This window comes from Hydrogenophaga sp. PBL-H3, from assembly GCF_010104355.1.
Classification (GTDB): Bacteria; Pseudomonadota; Gammaproteobacteria; order Burkholderiales; family Burkholderiaceae_C; genus Hydrogenophaga.
In genome coordinates this window covers 3,342,277-3,359,257 of the sequence record NZ_CP044972.1, presented here as the reverse complement: position 1 = coordinate 3,359,257, position 16,981 = coordinate 3,342,277, and the positions used below count along the sequence as shown (strand labels likewise).

The following is a 16,981-nucleotide window of genomic DNA, read 5'->3' as shown; positions in this document are numbered from 1 at the left end:
TCCGCTCCCGGCCGCGCCGCAACCAGCAAAGACCCGATGTCCGAGAACAGAACTGCCCCGACCCACCCGCCCGCCGGCACCGGCGAACAGTCCGAGGCGGGCCGCCGCAGTGCCCTGCTCAAGGCCGGTGCGCTGCAAAACGCCATCCTCAACAGCGCCAACTTCTCCATCATCGCGACCGACGAGGAGGGCATCATCCAGATCTTCAACGTGGGTGCCGAGCACATGCTGGGCTACCGCGCCGAGGAGGTGGTCAACCGCATCAGCCCGAGCGACATCCACGATCCGATGGAGGTGACGGCCCGCGCGGTGGCGCTCAGCGCCGAACTGGAAACGACTATTGCTCCGGGTTTTGAAGCGCTGGCGTTCAAGGCTTCGCGCGGCATCGAGGACATCTATGAGCTCACCTATATCCGCAAGGATGGCAGCCGTTTTCCGGCCATCGTGTCGATCACCGCGCTGCGGGACGACGCGGCCAACCTGATCGGCTACCTGCTGATCGCCACCGACAACTCCGCGCGCAAGCGGGTTGAGGTGCAGCTCAACGAGGCGGTGGCCGCCGCGGAAAAGGCCAACCTGGCCAAATCCGATTTCCTCTCCAGCATGAGCCATGAATTGCGCACGCCGCTCAACGCCATCCTGGGTTTTGCGCAGCTGGTGGAGTCGGGCACGCCCGCGCTCACACCCACGCAGAAACGCAGCATCGACCAGATCCTCAAGGCCGGCTGGTATTTGCTGGACCTGATCAACGAAATCCTCGACCTCGCACTCATCGAGTCGGGCAAGCTGTCGTTGTCGGTGGAGCCGGTCTCGCTGCAAGAGGTGTTGATGGAATGCCGCTCCATGGTGGAGTCGCAGGCCCGTCAGCGCAGCATCGGCATGGCCTTCCCGCGCCTGCCGGCGCACAGCTATGTCAAAGCCGACCGCACGCGCCTCAAGCAGGTGTTGATCAATTTGCTGTTCAACGCCATCAAGTACAACCAGCCGTCCGGCCATGTGTCGGTGGAATGCGCGGAAGCTTCGCCCGGCACCTTGCGCATCAGCGTTCGCGACACCGGCGCGGGCCTGACGCCCGAGCAGGTGAGCCAGCTGTTCCAGCCGTTCAACCGCCTGGGCCAGGAGGGCGGACGAGAAGAGGGCACCGGCATCGGCCTGGTGGTCACCCAGCGGCTGATGCACCTCATGGGCGGTGAGATCGGAGCCGACAGCCTGCGCGGTGTGGGCAGCGTGTTCTGGGTCGAGATGGCGCTGGCCACCGCACCGGGCCTGGCGCTGGAGATCAGCGCAGAGGAACCGCTTCCCCAGGCCGTGGATGGCGCGGCGATGCAGACCGTGCTGTACGTGGAAGACAACCCGGCCAACCTGGAGCTGGTGGAGCAGATTCTGGCGCGCCGCGCCAACCTGCGCCTGCTGGGCGCGGCCGACGCCAGCCTGGGCATCGAGTTCGCCCGGGTCTACAAACCCAGCGTTATCCTCATGGACATCAACCTGCCCGGCATCAGCGGCACCGAGGCCATGATGCTTCTGCGCAAGGACCCCGTCACCGCCCACATTCCCATCATTGCGCTGAGCGCCAACGCCGTGCCGCGCGACATCCAGCGCGGACTGGAGGCTGGCTTCTTCAACTACATCACCAAGCCCATCAAGGTCAACCAGCTCATGGACGCGATCGACGCCGCCCTGGCGGTGACCAACCAGGCACAGGGCACCACCGCGCACGACATCACATGACCATCACAGCCCAAGACATCCTCCAAGCCCGCATCCTGATCGTTGACGATCAGGAGTCCAACGTGATGCTGCTTGAGGAAATGCTCAAGAGCGCCGGCTACACCCACGTGGTCTCCACCATGGACCCCGCCGCCGTGACCGGCATGCACCGCCGCACACCGTTTGACCTCATCCTGCTCGACCTGCAAATGCCGGTGATGGACGGCTTTCAGGTGATGGAGGGGCTCAAGGCCAACGCGATCGATGACTACATCCCGGTGCTGGTGATCACGGCCCAGCCGGGCCACAAGCTGCGTGCCCTGCAGTCGGGCGCCAAGGATTTCGTGAGCAAGCCCTTCGACATGCTCGAAGTCAGGACCCGCATCCACAACCTGCTGGAAGTGCGGCTGCTCCACCAGCGCCTGGCCAACCTGAACCACGCCCTGGAACTGCAGGTGCGGGAACGCACCGCCGAGTTGCGCGAGAGCGAGGCGCGCTACCGCGCGCTCACCGAACTGGCCACCGACTGGTACTGGGAGCAGGACAGCGAAGGCCGGTTCACCAAAGTCTCGGGCCCGGTGCTGGAAATGCTGGGCATGCGCGTGGACCCGCTGGTGGACGAACCGACAACCGTCCCGGCCGATGGCTGGGACCCGATCCAGCGCGCAGCCCTGCAGGCCCGCATTTCGGCGCGCACGCCGTTCCTCGATGTGCTGCTGCAGCACAACCAGTCCGACGGCACGGCGCGGCGTTACCGCGTCAGCGGCACGCCGATGTTCGATGGCAGCTGCAACTTCATCGGGTACCGCGGCTTCGGGGTCGAGATCCTCCCTTGAGTCCAGAGGGGATGGGCCCCATCGAATATCCTGCGCCTTGTTCGACGCAACCTGGACAAGGCACCAAGGCATGACTTTCAACTGGACCAATCCCTATCCCACCGTGCGCAGCCCCGTGATGGCGCGCAACGTCGTTTCCACTTCGCATCCACTGGCCTCATCCGCCGGCCTGCGCATGTTGCACAAGGGTGGCAACGCGGTGGACGCGGCCATCGCCGCTGCGGCGGCGCTCACCATCGTCGAGCCCATCTCCAACGGCCTGGGCAGCGACAACTTCGCGATCCTGTGGGACGGCGAGAAGCTGCACGGCCTCAACTCGTCTGGTGTGGCACCGGCCACCTGGAACACCGACTACTTCGCGCGCCGCCACGGCGGCGAGATGCCCCAGCGCGGCTGGGATTCGGTCACGACACCGGGCGCGGTGGCGGGCTGGGTGGCCTTGTCCGAACGGTTCGGCAAACTGCCGTTTGCCGACCTGCTGGAGCCCGCCATCGAGCTGGCCGAGCGCGGCCACGGCGTGGGCTGCATCACCGCCGACAAGTGGGCGCGTCAGGTGCCCATCCTGAAAAACCAGCCGGGCTTTGCCGAGGCCTTCATGCCGCGCGGCCGCGCCCCCACCGCGGGCGAACGTTTCACCTTCAAGGCTGCGGGCGCCACGCTGCGCAAGATCGCCGACACGCGCGGCGAGGCCTACTACCGAGGCGACATCGCCGAGGCGCTGGTGGCCCACGCGGCTGCGAACGGGGGCAGCATGACCCTGGCCGACCTGGATGCCTACCGCCCCGAGTGGGTGACGCCGATCCAGAAAGACTTTGCCGGCCACACCATGCACGAGATCCCACCCAACGGCCAAGGCATCGCGGCGCTCATGGCGCTCGGCATGTTGGAGCACCTCGACATTGCCCGCCTGCCGGTGGACAGCATCGAATCGCAGCACCTGCAGATCGAGGCCATCAAGCTGGCCTTTGCCGACACCTACCGCTGGGTGGCCGACGCCAGCCACATGCGCGAGGTGAGCGCAGCCGATCTGCTGAGCGACGCGTACCTCGCCGAGCGCGCGCGGCTCATCCAGCCCGGCAAAGCTGGCGACTTCGCACACGGCACACCGCCGCGCGGCGGCACCGTGTACCTGACTGCGGCCGACGAGAGCGGACAGATGATCAGCCTGATCCAGTCCAACTACATGGGCTTTGGCAGCGGTGTGGTGGTGCCCTCGGTGGGAGTGAGCCTGCAGAACCGGGGCTTTGGTTTCACCCTGGCCGAGGGCCACCCCAACCAGGTGGCCGGCGGCAAGCGGCCGTTCCACACCATCATCCCGGGCTTCGTCACCAAAGACGGCCGCCCGCAGATGAGCTTTGGCGTGATGGGCGGCAACATGCAGCCGCAGGGCCATGTGCAGACGCTGGTGCGCATGCTCGCGCACCGGCAGCAGCCGCAAGCCGCGTGCGACGCGCCGCGCTGGAAAGTGGGCGCCGGCATGAATGTGGACTTCGAGCCCACCATGGCGCCCGGGCTGTTGCAGGGGCTGAAAAACCTGGGGCACCGCTTCGAGCCCGCCGCCGACGCCTACATGGACTTCGGCAGCGGCCAGTTCATCTGGCGCCTCGGTGACGACATGGAAGAGGGCTATGTGGCCGCGAGCGATTCGCGCCGTGACGGTCAGGCAGTTGGCTTCTGATGGAGCGTCCCCTGTTCAACGCGGCATCGGCGTTGCGGTTTGTGGTCAATGGTCAGGCGGGTCAGGGCGACGCCGACGCCACACGCGAGGTGATCGAGGGCGCGCTGCGCGAATCCGGGCGCACCGGCACCGTGCTGTTCGCATCACCGGGCGAGCTGGCGGGTGTGGCGCGCAAGGCCGCCGCGCTGGCCCTGGCCGAGGCTTCGGCGGTGGTCGCGGTCGGGGGTGACGGGACCATCAACACCGTGGCGCAGGCCGCCCACGCCGCCGGCTGTGCCATGGGTGTGATTCCCAAAGGGACGTTCAACTACTTCGCGCGCGAACACGGCGCGCCCACCGAGACCGTGGAGGCGCTGCGCTGGCTGCTCGATGCACGGCCCGAGCCGGTGCAGGTCTCGGCGATCAACGAGCAGGTGTTCCTGGTCAACACCAGCCTGGGTCTGTACCCCGACCTGCTGCAGGACCGCGAAACGTGGAAAGGGCGCTTTGGCCGCAGCCGCCTCGTGGCGTTTGGTGCCGGCATGGCCACGCTGCTGCGTGCGCAGCGCCGGCTCAGGCTGGCAATCGAATGGGAGCAGCAGGTGCGTGACGTGCGCACGCTCACGCTGTTCGTGGGCAACAACCGGCTGCAACTGGAACAGCTCGGTCTGAGCGACGCGGGTGGGCGGTCCGAAGGCAGCAACGAGGGCGCGGTCGCCGACGGACACATCACCGCCGTCATCCTCAAGCCCGTCGGCACCCTGGCCATGGTGGGTCTCATGCTGCGCGGTGCACTGGGCCAGCTGGGCGAGGCCAGCGGCATCGAGCGCTTCGTGTGCCGCGGCCTGGTGGTCCAGCCCGCACGGCTGCTGGGTCGGCGCAAGGTGAAGGTGGCTTTCGACGGGGAGGTCGGCTGGATGCGTTCGCCACTGACCATCCGTGTGCTGCCTCAGCCGTTGTGGCTGCTCAAGCAAGCTCAGGCATGAGTGTTCTTCTGCAGGTCTCCGACCCGCACTTCGGCACCGAACGAGCGTCTGTGGTCGAAGCGCTGGTGGCGCTGGCCGCGCAGGCACGCCCCGATCTCGTGGTGCTCTCGGGTGACATCACCCAGCGCGCCCGCGTCGATCAGTTTCGCGATGCGCGCGCCGTGATGGACCGGCTCGGTGCGCCGCTGCTCGCGCTGCCCGGCAACCACGACATCGCGCTGTTCGATCTCTGGAGCCGCGTCGTGCGGCCCCATGCGCGCTACAGCGCGGCCTTCGGTGCCGACCTCGCCCCCGTGTTTGCCTCACACGAGCTGCTGGTGGTGGGCGTGAACACCACCCGCGCGTGGCGCCACAAAGACGGCGAGGTATCCGGCGCGCAGATCGAGGCGGTGGCCGAGCGCCTGCGCAAGGCCACGCCTGGGCAGTTGCGTGTGGTCGTGGTGCACCAGCCCATTGACGTGATGCGCGCCGAGGATGTGCCCGACCGCCTGCACAACCACCGTGCCGCCCAACTGGCCTGGGCCGAGGCCGGCGCCGATCTCGTGATGGGCGGCCACATCCACCTGCCCTATGTGATGCCGCTGCCGGGGCTGCCGCGTCCGGTGTGGGCGGTGCAGGCCGGCACGGCGGTTTCCAGCCGCGTGCGCAGCGGCGTGCCCAACTCGGTGAACCTGGTTCGGTGGGCTGCGGCCACCGGCTGCGTGGTGGAGCAATGGGATTTTTCAGCGGCCGTGGGTGCCTTCGTGTGCGCGGTGAGCACACCCATCGCGCCGCAGCGCGCTGCGCCTCAGTAGTGCGGTGGCAGTTCGTCGCGCGGGTCGCGCGGCGCCGCTGACACGCCGTCGTCGCTGCCGCGCTGGCGCTGGCGGCTCACTTCGCGCAGCAGCAGGTCGATCTGCTCCTGCTGCCGGGCCACCAGCTGGTTCAGGGTGTCGAGCAAATCGTCGGCGTAGCTGACCTTGATCTCCAGATCGGTCAGGCGCTGCTCGGTGTCGTTGGGGTGGTTGCTGGGTTCGGTCATGGTGCTATTGGACCGCATCCGCCCTGGCGAAAAAAACCCGCGCCGGCAAGACGTGGTCTTGCTTGCAGCGCGGGGAAGGGGGGATCTCTTCAGCGTTCGGAGGTCAGGCGATCAGGTGCGCGGTTCGCCGTCGCCATTGACCAGGATGGTGCGACCGGGTGGCGAGGTCATCTGCACGCGGTGGCCGACACTGCGGAAGGTGTAGGTCACGTCCCAGTAGTCGGGCTGGGCCGAGCGGGCCGACGTCGGGGTGCAGCGCTGCACTTCCTGTGTCTGCGGCTGGCCGCCGTATCCGCTGCGACCCACGTTGGAGCCCACGGCCGCGCCGGCCACGGCGCCGCCCACGGTGGCGATGTCGCGACCGCTGCCGTTGCCGATCTGGTGGCCCAGGATGCCGCCGATCAGCGCGCCGGCGATGGCGCCGGGCACGTTGCGCTGGGGCTGCTGCACCACTTCTTCGCGCTCGATCCAGCAGCGCTGGCCGCTGTTGGGGCCAACCACGGCGCGCACCGAGGTCACTTCGGCTTCGTACAGGCGCTCCTGGTTGCGGCGGCGGTAGTCGCGGCGGTCGGGCTGTTGCTGGGCTTGTGGGTATTGGCCGGGGTACTGATAGACCGGCTGGGGTGCTTGTGACACCGGCTGTTCGTAAACCGGATAAGGTGCGGCGCAGCCGGCCAGGCCCACCACTGCCAAGGTGGCCAGGGCCGTGAGGCGCAGCAGGGGAGATGAGCGCTGGTTCGTGTGTTTCATGGTGTGTTCCTGGGGAGGGCAGCCGGGTGGCGGGAGGCCGTTGCTGGTGGCCCGTGGGTTGAAGGATGTTGGATCGTGAGGCCGCCGTCTGTGCGTTGTGCCACTTGCGCGGTATCTGGTGGGTAAAGAAGGGCCAACAATTGTGTGCGGTCGTGTATCAGCGGCGTTGCTGGACAGCGCATCGCAAAGCGCCCCTCACCAAAGTCAGGACGCGCGAGCGGATCTGTGCCATGCTTGAGCCGGATCACCGGTGTGCGCAGCTGTGCACATGCCATTCGGTCCCAGCCTAGGAATCCTCTTGAACCCACCCGATCCGCGCCAGAACCAATTGCTGGAGCAGTTGCCCGACGCCGAGTGGTCGCGCTGGTTGCCTCAGCTGGAGCGGATCGATCTGCCCTTGGGCAAGGTGCTCTACGAGTCCGGCGCACCCATCAACCACGTTTACTTTCCCACCAGCGCCATCGTCTCCCTGCTCTATGTGCTGGAAAACGGTTCCTCCGCAGAAATAGCGGTGGTGGGCTTCGAGGGGGTGGTCGGCGTGTCCGCCTTCATGACCGGCGGTTCCATGCCGAGTCGGGCGGTGGTTCAGAGTGCCGGCCAGGGCTACCGCCTGCGCGCCGACGTCATCAAGTCCGAGTGCGAGCGCTCGGGCCTGGTGCTGCGCCTGATGATGCGCTACACCCAGGCGCTCATGGCACAGATGAGCCAGACGGCCGTGTGCAACCGTCACCATTCGCTGGACCAGCAGCTCTGCCGCTGGCTGTTGCGCAGCCTGGACCGCCTGCGCGGCAACGATCTTGTGATGACGCAGGAGCTGATCGCCAACATGCTGGGCGTGCGCCGCGAAGGGGTGACCGAAGCGGCGCTCAAGCTGCAGGCCGCCGGTCTCATCCGCTATGCGCGCGGCCACATTTCGGTGCTGGACCGCCCGGGGCTGGAGCACCGCACCTGCGAGTGCTACCGGGCGGTGAAAAAGGAATACGACCGCCTGCTGCCCGCGCGCGAGGCAAGCTGAGGTCATTCAAGCATTCGGCTTGGCCTGGCGTCGCCTTGTCCTTTGCCGGCCGTCGGCGTAGCATCCTTGTCGCCATCGCCCACCACAGCCCTGCTGCGCTCGAGATGACCTGAGGCGACGCCGTCGGGGGCAGCGCTGCCTCTGTGATCCATCCCCCGTGAACAACACAGGAGAACAAGATGGTCACCTACATCGGTATGTTGAGCTTCACGGACAAGGGCATTCAGAACGTCAAGGACACCACCAGGCGGGCCGCCGCCGCGAAGGAGGCCGGCAAGAAAATCGGCGTGAACATGCGCGATATTTTCTGGACCATGGGTGACTGTGATCTGGTCTGTGTGCTGGAGGCCGAGGATGAGCACGCGTTGACCGCGTTCAACCTCGCCATCGCCATGCAGGGCAATGTTCGCTCGCGCTCCATGCGCGCCTTCCCTGCCGGGGACATGGACAAGATCCTGGCCAAACTGCCTTGACGCGACGCCCGGTTGCGCGCACCGCTCAGGCCGGTGCGAGTGCCGCGTTCCAGGTCGCCACGGCCGCGTCGAGGTCGTCTGCCGCCATCAGGGCGCGCACGACACCGACCGAACCCACGTCGGCCTTCAACACCTCGGGCAGCTTGCCGAGGTCGATGCCACCGATGGCCACGCGCGGGTAGTCGCGCAGCATCCTGGAATAAACCGCGAGCCGACCGGTGCCTTGGGGCGCGGTGGCCATCTGTTTGAGGGTGGTGGGAAACACCGCGCCCATGGCGATGTAGCTGGGGCTGTGCTGGTCGGCGATCAGCATCTCGGCGTAGCCGTGCGTGCTCAGGCCCAGGCGCAGGCCAGCGTCCTTGATGGCCTTCAGGCCCGCGGGTGTCATGGCCTGCAGGTCTTCCTGGCCCAGGTGCACGCCGTAAGCACCGGCCTCGATGGCGAGCTGCCAGTGGTCGTTGATGAACAGGCGTGCGCCGGTGCCTTCAACACCGGCCACGGCGCTGAACACCTCAGCGCGCACGGCGGCCGCATCCATCGACTTGAAACGCAACTGCACGGTGGGCACACCCGCGCGGGCCATGTGGATGGTCCAGGCGGCATCGGGCATCACGGCGTAGAGGCCGAGCGCGGCCGGGCAAGGTGCAAACGCATTTGGGCGCGGCCAGGGTGCGAGACCAAAATCGATCGGTTCGGTGGGCCATTGCTCGGGATGGAATTCACCTGTGCGCAAGGCCTGCCGGGACCAGGCCTGGGCCAGGCACAGCGCATCTGCCGGCACAAAACCCAGGTCGTGGCCGGCCAGCAAGGCGGCGGCAAAGACCATGTCGTCCGCGTCGCCCTTGAGGGCCTGCGCTTGCGGCGGGACGGGCAAGGCCAGTGCTGACTGGTGGGCCTGCACGATGGTCTGCGCCATCGCCTTCACGTTCATGTCCACATTCAGGACGGGATTGCGGGTGACGATCATGGGTGGTGCCAGAAAGGGGTGCCGAGCACCGGGGTGCTGGGTTGGGCGCTGTCCTGCTGCTGCATGGCGCCCGAGCGGTAAGCGGTGCGCCCGGCGCGCACCGCGTCGGCAAATGCGCCGGCCATGTCCACCGGCGACTGCGCCAGCGCCACCGCGGTGTTGAGCAACACGGCATCAAAGCCCCACTCCATCACGGTGCAGGCGTGCGAGGGCAGGCCCAGGCCGGCGTCCACGATCAGCGGCACTTTCAGGCGCTCGCGCAGCAGGCGCATGGCGTAAGGGTTCACCGGGCCACGGCCGGTGCCGATGGGCGCGGCCCAGGGCATCACGGCCTGGCAGCCCACATCGACCAGGCGCTGGCACAGCACCAGGTCTTCGGTGCAGTAGGGCAGCACCTTGAAACCGTCGTTGATCAGCTGGCGCGCGCAGTCCACCAGGTTGAGCGTGTCGGGCTGCAGGCTGTAGTCGTCGCCGATGAGTTCGAGCTTGATCCACGGCGTGTTGAACACCTCGCGCGCCATCTGCGCGGTGGTGATCACCTCTTGCGCACTGTGGCAGCCGGCGGTGTTGGGCAGCACCGGCACGGCGAGGTCTTGCAGCAGTTTCCAGAAGGCCGCGCCAGCCTCGGGCTGCACCGCGCCCTGGCGGCGCAGCGATGCGGTGAGCATGGCGGGCTGCGCGCGGCGCGCGGCTGCTTCGAGCGTGGCGGGTGAGGGGTAGCGCGAGGTGCCCAGCATCAGGCGGCTCTGGAACACCTCGCCGTAGAGGATCAGCGGGTCGTCGTGCGAGATCGGGGTGGTCATGTACATGGCGGTATTTCTCAGCCTCCGGTGATGGGCGCGATGATTTCAATGCGATCACCTTCACACAGCACGTGCTGCGCATAGGTGGAGCGCGGCACGAACTGCAGGTTGACCGCGGCCGCAAACACGGCCGGCGGATCGCACACCCGCAGCGCGTCGGCCAGCGTGGCGCCCTCGGGCAGCTCGCGGGGTTCGTGGTTGATCAGGACGTTCATGGGGTGTTAGTGCGCAGCATTCTGGAGCGACAGGCCCCATTGGTCGGCCAGCGCGGAGTGTCCATTGTCCATGGCCTGCAGGGCGGCATCGAGCATGGCCGGTGCGATCAGAAAGCCGTGGCGGTACAGGCCATTGATCGCCATGCGGCGCGGTGCGCTCAGCCGGATTTCCGGCAGGTTGTCGGGCAGGGTGGGGCGCAGTTGCACGCCCAGCTCGGTGATGCGCGCTTCGCCAAAGCCGGGGTGAACGGTGTAGGCCGCGCTCAGCAGTTCCAGGGTGGAGCGCACGCTCGCGGGCGAGAGGTCGTCGGACTCGATCTCGGTGGCACCGATGACGAACATGCCGCCCGGTTTGGGCGCGATGTAGAGCGGGTAGCGCGGGTGCAGCAGGCGCGTGGGGCGCGAGAGGCTCACGCCTGGCGCGTGCACGCGCGCCACCTCGCCGCGCACGCCGCGCAGCGCGCTCCACTGCGGCTGGGCGCCGAGGCCGCGGCAGTCGAACAGCCAGGCGCCCGGGCCCGGGTCGACGTCGTCGGGTGTGCGTGGGCTGTTCCAGTGCACGGTCACGCCGAGGGTCTGCATCTGGTGCGCGAGCGCCGCCAGCAGCTCTCGGTTGTCGAGCTGGCCTTCATCGGGCAGGTACAGACCTTGCGCGAAGCGGTGTTCAAGGGCGGGTTCCAAAGTTGCCAGCGCATCGGCGTTGACGCGCTGCGCCTGCGGTAGCGAGGGCAGGGCGGCCGAGGTGCGCGCGAGCTGGCCCGAAAAGCGCTCGGCCTCGGCGCTGTCCTGCCGGTGCCACAGCACCAGCGTGCCGCTCTGCTGGAAAAAAACCGGCTGCTCCAGCCCACCCAGCAATTGCGGCCAGCGGACCAGCGCGTGCTGACCCATGCGCACCACCGGGAGTTCGGTCACGGCCGATTCGGCCAGTGGCGCAAGCATGGCTGCGGCCACGCGCGCGGCCGCGTTCTCAGCATGCGGCCCGCCAGCATCGAACACCTCCACCCGGTGGCCGCGCTGCGCCAGCGCGCAGGCCAGCAAGCGCCCCATGAGGCCGGCGCCAAGCACCACGGCAGTGGAATTTTTTGCGACCGTCACGAATCTCTCCGGGCGCTGCCACAATCCGCGCCATGCAAAGCCAAGCCCACAGCGAACCCCTGCGCTACACGCGCGTCCTGTCCATCGCCGGCTCCGACAGCGGCGGCGGTGCCGGCATCCAGGCCGATCTGAAAACCTTCGCGGCACTGGGCTGCTACGGCATGACGGCCATCACCGCCATCACCGCTCAGAACACGCTGGGCGTGACCGGCATCCATGCCATCCCGCCCGAGATGCTCAAGGCGCAGCTGTGCGCGGTGTTCGACGACATCGGCGTGGACGCGGTGAAGATCGGCATGTTGCACGCGCCCGAGACGGTGCGAACAGTGGCCTGGGCGCTGCGGCAATACGGTGTGAAACAGGTCGTTCTCGACCCGGTGATGGTGGCGACCAGCGGCGACCGACTCATCACCCCCGACACGGTGCAGGTGCTGATCGACGAGCTGTTTCCGCTGGCCACGTTGGTCACGCCCAACCTCGACGAAGCCGCCTTGTTGCTCAGCCGCCCGATCAACGCCGCGCACGAACTCGAAGCCGCTGCGCGCGACCTGCTCGCCATGGGGGCTCCGGCCGTGTTGCTCAAAGGCGGGCACCTGCCGGGAGCCGAGGTGGCCGATCTGTTGGTGACCGGTTCCGGCTCCATGCAGCGGTTCGCTTCTGCGCGCATCGAAAGCCGCAACACACACGGAACGGGCTGCACGCTCTCGTCGGCTGTCGCGGCCTACCTCGCGCTCGGCGAGCCTCTGGAGCGTGCTGTGGCGAAGGCGCGCCAGTACATCCTGCAGGCGATCGAGGGTGGTGCGGACGTGTACACCGGTGCAGGCCACGGCCCCTTGAACCACGGCTTCGCGCCCGTGGCGCAGTTCAAGCGCCCTCGGGTTTGAAGCACGGCGCGGCTTGAGCATCAGGCCCGGGCCGGGTTGAGGCCACTGGCCTTGCCGGGCCGCGAGAGGGCGGCCAGGGTGAAGGTCAGGGCCAGGGTGGGCAGGGCCGAACCGAGTTGCGGTGCGAACTTGGCCAGCAGGTGGTAGCAGGCGATGCCCAGCACCCACAGCGCGGCAGCACTCCAGTCCACCGAGCGTTTTTCACCGAGCGCGTGGCCCGCGCCCAGCCGGCCCAGGATCACGCCGTACAGCGGAACGAACACCGAGCTCAGCAGCAACAGGAAGGGCTCGATCGCATGGATCGGCAGCAGCAGCGCGAACACCGTGCACACCGCGGCAAACGCGAGGCCAGCGCGCCGGATGCTCCAGCGCGGGCGCAGGCTGTGCACCGAGACCGCGCCCGAGTGCGCGTCGCCATAGGCGTTGTCCATTTCATCCAGCAGGATCAGGCCGAGTGCGATCAGGCCGCCCTGGGCCAGCAGCAATGCGCCGACCAGGTTGGTGCCCGGCTCCACCGTGCTCACCACCAGCACACCCAGCGCGTAGCACCAGATGTTGGCCAGCGCGTAGCCCAGCCAGGTGCCACCCAGGGTGGAAGCCGTGCGTTTGCCGTGGCGCGCGTAGTCGGCCACCAGCGGCAGCCACGACACGGGCATGGCGATCACCAGGTCCATGGCGGAAAAGAGGCCCATGCCACCCGCACCGGGGCGGCTCCAGAAGGCGTCGAAACCCTGTGCCTGCAGGCGCGTGCCGAACTGCCAGGTGAGCCAGGCTAGTGAGGCGATCACCAGCGGCAGGCCGAAGCGGCTCACGAAGCGGCGCACCAGCGTGAGCATGGAGCCGGCCATGAGCGCGATCAGCACCCCGCCCCAGAGCAGCGTGGCCAGCAGCTTGCCTCCTGAGCCATCGAGCACGCCACCGGGTGCAGCACCCAGCGCCTGCTTGAGGATGGCCACCGTGCCCTCTTGCATGATGACCAGCTCGAACGTGGTCCAGCCCACGAGCTGCGCGATGTTGAGCAGCACCGGCAGGCGCGCGAACGCGCTGCCGTAAGTGGCGTGCATCAGGCCGGCGCTGGCCAGCCCCGTCTGGCAGCCCAGCCGCGCGGTCCAGGCCAGCAGGCCGGCTCCGATGAGCGAACCCAGCACGATGGCGATGAGCGCGTCTTGTGTGCCCACGGCGGGCACCAGGTAGGCCCCGATCTGCATGACGAGCAGGCCTGTGCCCAGGCTGAACCAGAGCGCGGCGTGTTCGTGGAAATGGAACACCCGATCACCTGGCGGCACGGGAGTGAGGGCCAGGTTGGCCGGTCGGGCGGTTGCGGAATGGGAATGGTCGGATGCCATCAATTTGCTCCATGCAAGTTGAGGCAGGTGGGCTGGGCCGGATGCGTCCCGCCAAGCGCTGCGCGACGGTGTGGGACGGTATCGGCCTGCTTCCCTGCGCGAGGATTACCTCAATCAGGTTCAAAGGGACTTTCTCAGTCACGCCCGGGCGCAAAACCCGGGCACAACACCCCTAGCGGATGTGCATTGCGGCACGGGGTGGAGTATACGAGCGCGGACCACGCGCAGCGGGGGAGCGTGGGGGCTCCAGATCCGCCGCCGGGCCGCCCCAAGGCGGATCAGCCCCCTCGGGGGGGGCAGCGGACCGCGCGCAGCGGGGGAGCGTGGGGGCTCCAGCTACCCGGCCGGCGTCAACCGCATGAACCGACCGTACTCGTCGGCCAGAAAACGCTCGGCGCGCTCCAGCATGAAGTAGCGGAAAGACTCGGCCGCGGGCGACAGCAGTTTGGAGAGCGTGTGCACCACGTTCCAGCCCCGCACCACCGGGCTGCCTTCCACATCGAGCACCGCAATCAGCTGGTGTTCCAGCTCCAGGCCGATGGTGTGCAGCGACAGGAAGCTGATGCCCATGCCGGCCATCACCGCCTGCTTGATGGTCTCGTTGCTGGACATCTCCATCACCACACGCGGCTGCGTGTGCGTGCGCTCAAGAAATTGTTCGAGGGCCGCGCGTGTGCCCGAACCGCGCTCGCGCAGGATGAAGCCGTAAGGCTTGAGCGAATCCACCGTGGGGTGGCCGACCTTGAGCAGCGGGTGGTCGGTGGGTGCAACGAACACATGGGGGTGCGCGGCAAAGGGCTCGGCACGCGTGGCCAGTTCGTTGGGTGGGCGGCCCATGATGGCGATGTCCACCTCGTTGCCGTGCAACATCTTCACCAGTTGCTCGCGGTTGCCCACCGCCAGCTTGATTTCGATGCCCGCATGGTCGCGCTGGAACTCCGCCAGCAGGCGTGGCAGGAAGTACTTGGCCGTGCTCACCATGCCGATGGTCAGCGTGCCCACCTCCAGGCGCTGCAGGCGTGCAGCGGCGTCCTCGGCATCCTTGAGCGTGGCCAGAACCTTGCGTGCGTAGACCAGCATGTACTCGCCCGCCGTGGTCAGCGACACCACGCGACCGCGCCGGTCAAAGAGGGGCAGACCCACGTGCCCTTCCAGCTCCTTGATCTGCATGGTCACGGCCGGCGGCGTGAGGTGCAGGACCTCGGCGGCGCGGGCAAAACTGAGGTGACGCGCGACTTCGTTGAACACGCGCAGCTGGCGGAAGGTGGCGTTCTTCATTCAGGTTTAACTTAATCGAAGTTCAACGAATCGTGAATTTACCTTGTTTGATGGCGTCTCTACAGTGGGTTGCATGCTCAAAGCCCTGATTTTTGATGTCGACGGTACCCTGGCAGACACGGAAAGCGTGCACCTGGCGGCCTTCAACCACGCATTCACCCAGGAGGGCCTGGACTGGCATTGGGACACCGCGCTCTACACCCGGTTGCTGGAAATTTCGGGTGGCAAGGAGCGCATGGCGCACCACTGGCGCACGGTGAACGCCGGCATGAAAGAGGTGAGTGCAGGGGCCGTGCAGGCCACCATCGCCCGCCTGCACGAGATCAAGACGGCGTATTACGAGAACGCCGTGAACAACGGCGCGGTGCAGCTGCGTCCCGGTGTGCTGGCGCTGATGAACGAGGCCCTTCACCAGGGTTTGGGCCTGGCGATCGCCACCACCACTTCGCCGGTCAACATCGCAGCCCTGCTGCGCGCAGCCGTGGGGGCCGACTGGCGCAGCCATTTCCTGGCGGTGGGTGATGCGTCGTCGTCGCCGGTCAAAAAACCGCATCCGCAGGTGTACCTGCAGGTGCTGGGCGACATGGGCCTTCCGGCCTCGCGCTGCCTGGCGTTCGAGGATTCGGCCAACGGCTTGCGCTCGGCCACGGCCGCCGGGCTTGGCACCGTCATCACGCCCAACAGTTTCACAGCCCATCACGATTTCAGCGGCGCGCTGCGCGTCGTGCCCGACCTCGGGGCGGTCGGGCTGGCGCAATTGCGCGAATGGCATGCCCAGGGCAGCGCCAGCAAGGCCTGAGCCGTGAACACAACAACGAGAGATCGCCATGCCCTTGTCCAGACGCTCCACCCTGACCCAGTTCCTGATCGAGGAGCGACGCCGTTTCCCCGCCGCCAGTGGCGATTTCAACGCGCTGATCCTTGACGTGGCGCTGGCCTGCAAGGCGATCGCGCGCAGCGTGGCCTTCGGCGCGCTGGGCGACATGCTGGGCAACCACGGCGGGGGCGACAGCGTCAACGTGCAGGGCGAGACACAGAAGAAGCTCGACGTGATCAGCAACGACATGTTCATCCGCGCCAACGAGTGGGGCGGGCACCTCGCGGGCATGGCGTCGGAAGAGATGGAGCAGCCGTATCCGATCCCGCCCGAGTACCCGCGCGGCAAATACCTGCTGGTGTTCGATCCGCTCGATGGTTCGAGCAACATCGACGTGAACGTGTCGGTGGGCAGCATCTTCAGTGTGTTGCGCGCGCCGCAGGCCGTGGTGGACGAAGACCGCGCGTTGACGGTTGACGACTTCCTGCAACCCGGCACGCAGCAAGTGGCTGCGGGCTACGCGCTTTATGGCCCCACCACCATGCTCATGCTCACTGTGGGCAGTGGCGTGCATGGCTTCACCCTCGACCCCAACCTCGGCGAATTCAAGCTCACGCACCCGCACATCCGCATTCCGGACGACACGCACGAGTTCGCCATCAACGCGTCGAACAGCCGTTTCTGGGAGGCGCCCGTCAAACGCTACGTGGACGAATGCCTGGCCGGCAAAACCGGGCCACGTGGCAAGGACTTCAACATGCGCTGGATCGCCAGCATGGTGGCGGAGGCTCACCGCATCCTCATGCGTGGCGGTGTGTTCCTCTACCCGCGCGACACCAAGGACACCAGCAAGCCCGGCCGCCTGCGCCTGCTGTACGAAGCCAACCCGGTGGGCATGCTGATGGAACAAGCCGGCGGACGCGCCAGCACCGGGCGCGAGCCCATGCTGGGCGTGCAGCCCACCGAGTTGCACCAGCGCATTGGCCTCGTCTTCGGCTCGAAGCGCGAAGTCGAGCGCATTGAGCGCTACCACGCCGAACCGCAGACCTTCAAGGGCGACAGCAACCCGCTGTTCGCCGAGCGCTCCCTGTTCCGCGACTGAGCACAGAACAACAAGCGAGGAGAACC

At 67.3% G+C, this 16,981-nt stretch carries 18 protein-coding genes and 1 riboswitch; of the genes, 10 read left to right on the top strand and 8 right to left on the bottom strand.

Features of this window, described 5'->3' with window-relative positions; translation table 11 throughout:
• Nucleotides 1-36: 36 nt before the first annotated feature.
• The 5 genes from F9Z44_RS15605 to F9Z44_RS15585 all read left to right on the top strand — a co-directional run bounded on the left by F9Z44_RS15605 (nucleotide 37) and on the right by F9Z44_RS15585 (nucleotide 5,983).
• On the top strand, nucleotides 37-1,731 hold the full coding sequence (locus tag F9Z44_RS15605; RefSeq protein WP_159607654.1) for a hybrid sensor histidine kinase/response regulator: 1,695 nt from the start codon (nucleotides 37-39) through the stop codon (nucleotides 1,729-1,731).
• On the top strand, nucleotides 1,728-2,546 hold the full coding sequence (locus F9Z44_RS15600) for a response regulator (RefSeq protein ID WP_159607652.1): 819 nt from the start codon (nucleotides 1,728-1,730) through the stop codon (nucleotides 2,544-2,546). Before F9Z44_RS15605 ends, F9Z44_RS15600 begins: the two co-directional genes overlap by 4 nt.
• Nucleotides 2,547-2,616: 70 nt before the next feature.
• The gene (locus F9Z44_RS15595) at nucleotides 2,617-4,224 is read left to right on the top strand and encodes a gamma-glutamyltransferase family protein (protein ID WP_159607650.1); all 1,608 of its coding nucleotides are present in this window, start codon (nucleotides 2,617-2,619) and stop codon (nucleotides 4,222-4,224) included.
• On the top strand, nucleotides 4,224-5,189 hold the full coding sequence (locus F9Z44_RS15590; RefSeq protein ID WP_159607648.1) for a diacylglycerol/lipid kinase family protein: 966 nt from the start codon (nucleotides 4,224-4,226) through the stop codon (nucleotides 5,187-5,189). The genes F9Z44_RS15595 and F9Z44_RS15590 overlap by 1 nt, the downstream gene beginning before the upstream one ends.
• Nucleotides 5,186-5,983: a metallophosphoesterase family protein gene (locus F9Z44_RS15585; RefSeq protein WP_159607646.1), complete on the top strand. Its 798-nt coding sequence runs from the start codon at nucleotides 5,186-5,188 to the stop codon at nucleotides 5,981-5,983. The genes F9Z44_RS15590 and F9Z44_RS15585 overlap by 4 nt, the downstream gene beginning before the upstream one ends.
• Here F9Z44_RS15585 and F9Z44_RS15580 read toward each other — a convergent pair.
• Together F9Z44_RS15580 and F9Z44_RS23165 are read right to left on the bottom strand one after the other, a co-directional pair.
• The gene (locus F9Z44_RS15580; RefSeq protein ID WP_159607644.1) at nucleotides 5,977-6,210 is read right to left on the bottom strand and encodes a SlyX family protein; all 234 of its coding nucleotides are present in this window, start codon (nucleotides 6,208-6,210) and stop codon (nucleotides 5,977-5,979) included. The genes F9Z44_RS15585 and F9Z44_RS15580 overlap by 7 nt on opposite strands.
• 111 nt (nucleotides 6,211-6,321) lie before the next feature.
• A complete protein-coding gene (locus tag F9Z44_RS23165; RefSeq protein ID WP_159607642.1) occupies nucleotides 6,322-6,960 on the bottom strand; it encodes a glycine zipper 2TM domain-containing protein in 639 nt (212 codons plus the stop codon).
• 298 nt (nucleotides 6,961-7,258) lie between these two features.
• Here F9Z44_RS23165 and F9Z44_RS15570 point away from each other — a divergent pair, with 298 nt between their 5' ends.
• On the top strand, nucleotides 7,259-7,975 hold the full coding sequence (locus F9Z44_RS15570; RefSeq protein WP_442907202.1) for a Crp/Fnr family transcriptional regulator: 717 nt from the start codon (nucleotides 7,259-7,261) through the stop codon (nucleotides 7,973-7,975).
• Between the two features lie 179 nt (nucleotides 7,976-8,154).
• Nucleotides 8,155-8,448 (top strand): GYD domain-containing protein, encoded by a 294-nt coding sequence (locus F9Z44_RS15565; RefSeq protein ID WP_159607640.1) that lies wholly within the window; start codon nucleotides 8,155-8,157, stop codon nucleotides 8,446-8,448.
• A 25-nt stretch (nucleotides 8,449-8,473) separates the two neighbouring features.
• Here the strand turns inward: F9Z44_RS15565 and F9Z44_RS15560 are convergent, their stop codons facing one another.
• Genes F9Z44_RS15560 through F9Z44_RS15545 form a run of 4 tightly spaced genes read right to left on the bottom strand, consistent with a single transcriptional unit; the run spans nucleotide 8,474 to nucleotide 11,480 of the window.
• A complete protein-coding gene (locus F9Z44_RS15560; protein ID WP_159607638.1) occupies nucleotides 8,474-9,415 on the bottom strand; it encodes a thiamine phosphate synthase in 942 nt (313 codons plus the stop codon).
• Nucleotides 9,412-10,218, bottom strand: coding sequence for a thiazole synthase (locus F9Z44_RS15555; protein ID WP_159608759.1), 807 nt, complete (start codon nucleotides 10,216-10,218; stop codon nucleotides 9,412-9,414). The genes F9Z44_RS15560 and F9Z44_RS15555 overlap by 4 nt, the downstream gene beginning before the upstream one ends.
• 17 nt (nucleotides 10,219-10,235) lie before the next feature.
• Nucleotides 10,236-10,433: a sulfur carrier protein ThiS gene (gene thiS / locus F9Z44_RS15550; protein ID WP_159607636.1), complete on the bottom strand. Its 198-nt coding sequence runs from the start codon at nucleotides 10,431-10,433 to the stop codon at nucleotides 10,236-10,238.
• A gap of 6 nt (nucleotides 10,434-10,439) precedes the next feature.
• Nucleotides 10,440-11,480 (bottom strand): FAD-dependent oxidoreductase, encoded by a 1,041-nt coding sequence (locus tag F9Z44_RS15545; protein WP_236574374.1) that lies wholly within the window; start codon nucleotides 11,478-11,480, stop codon nucleotides 10,440-10,442.
• An 80-nt stretch (nucleotides 11,481-11,560) separates the two neighbouring features.
• Between F9Z44_RS15545 and thiD the strand changes: the two genes are divergently transcribed.
• Entirely contained in the window at nucleotides 11,561-12,412 is an 852-nt protein-coding gene (gene thiD / locus F9Z44_RS15540; protein ID WP_159607632.1) for a bifunctional hydroxymethylpyrimidine kinase/phosphomethylpyrimidine kinase, read from the top strand.
• A 20-nt stretch (nucleotides 12,413-12,432) separates the two neighbouring features.
• Here the strand turns inward: thiD and F9Z44_RS15535 are convergent, their stop codons facing one another.
• Both F9Z44_RS15535 and F9Z44_RS15530 read right to left on the bottom strand, forming a co-directional pair.
• Complete coding sequence (locus F9Z44_RS15535) at nucleotides 12,433-13,758, bottom strand: purine-cytosine permease family protein (protein ID WP_159607630.1); 1,326 nt, start codon at nucleotides 13,756-13,758, stop codon at nucleotides 12,433-12,435.
• Between the two features lie 74 nt (nucleotides 13,759-13,832).
• Nucleotides 13,833-13,942, bottom strand: a riboswitch (TPP riboswitch).
• Nucleotides 13,943-14,094: 152 nt separating this feature from the next.
• Nucleotides 14,095-15,036: a LysR family transcriptional regulator gene (locus tag F9Z44_RS15530; protein WP_159607628.1), complete on the bottom strand. Its 942-nt coding sequence runs from the start codon at nucleotides 15,034-15,036 to the stop codon at nucleotides 14,095-14,097.
• A gap of 73 nt (nucleotides 15,037-15,109) precedes the next feature.
• On the opposite strand from F9Z44_RS15530, the gene F9Z44_RS15525 reads away from it, so the two are divergent.
• Together F9Z44_RS15525 and F9Z44_RS15520 are read left to right on the top strand one after the other, a co-directional pair.
• The gene (locus F9Z44_RS15525; RefSeq protein ID WP_159607626.1) at nucleotides 15,110-15,835 is read left to right on the top strand and encodes an HAD-IA family hydrolase; all 726 of its coding nucleotides are present in this window, start codon (nucleotides 15,110-15,112) and stop codon (nucleotides 15,833-15,835) included.
• Nucleotides 15,836-15,863: 28 nt separating this feature from the next.
• Entirely contained in the window at nucleotides 15,864-16,955 is a 1,092-nt protein-coding gene (locus tag F9Z44_RS15520) for a class 1 fructose-bisphosphatase (RefSeq protein WP_159607624.1), read from the top strand.
• Nucleotides 16,956-16,981: the final 26 nt, after the last annotated feature.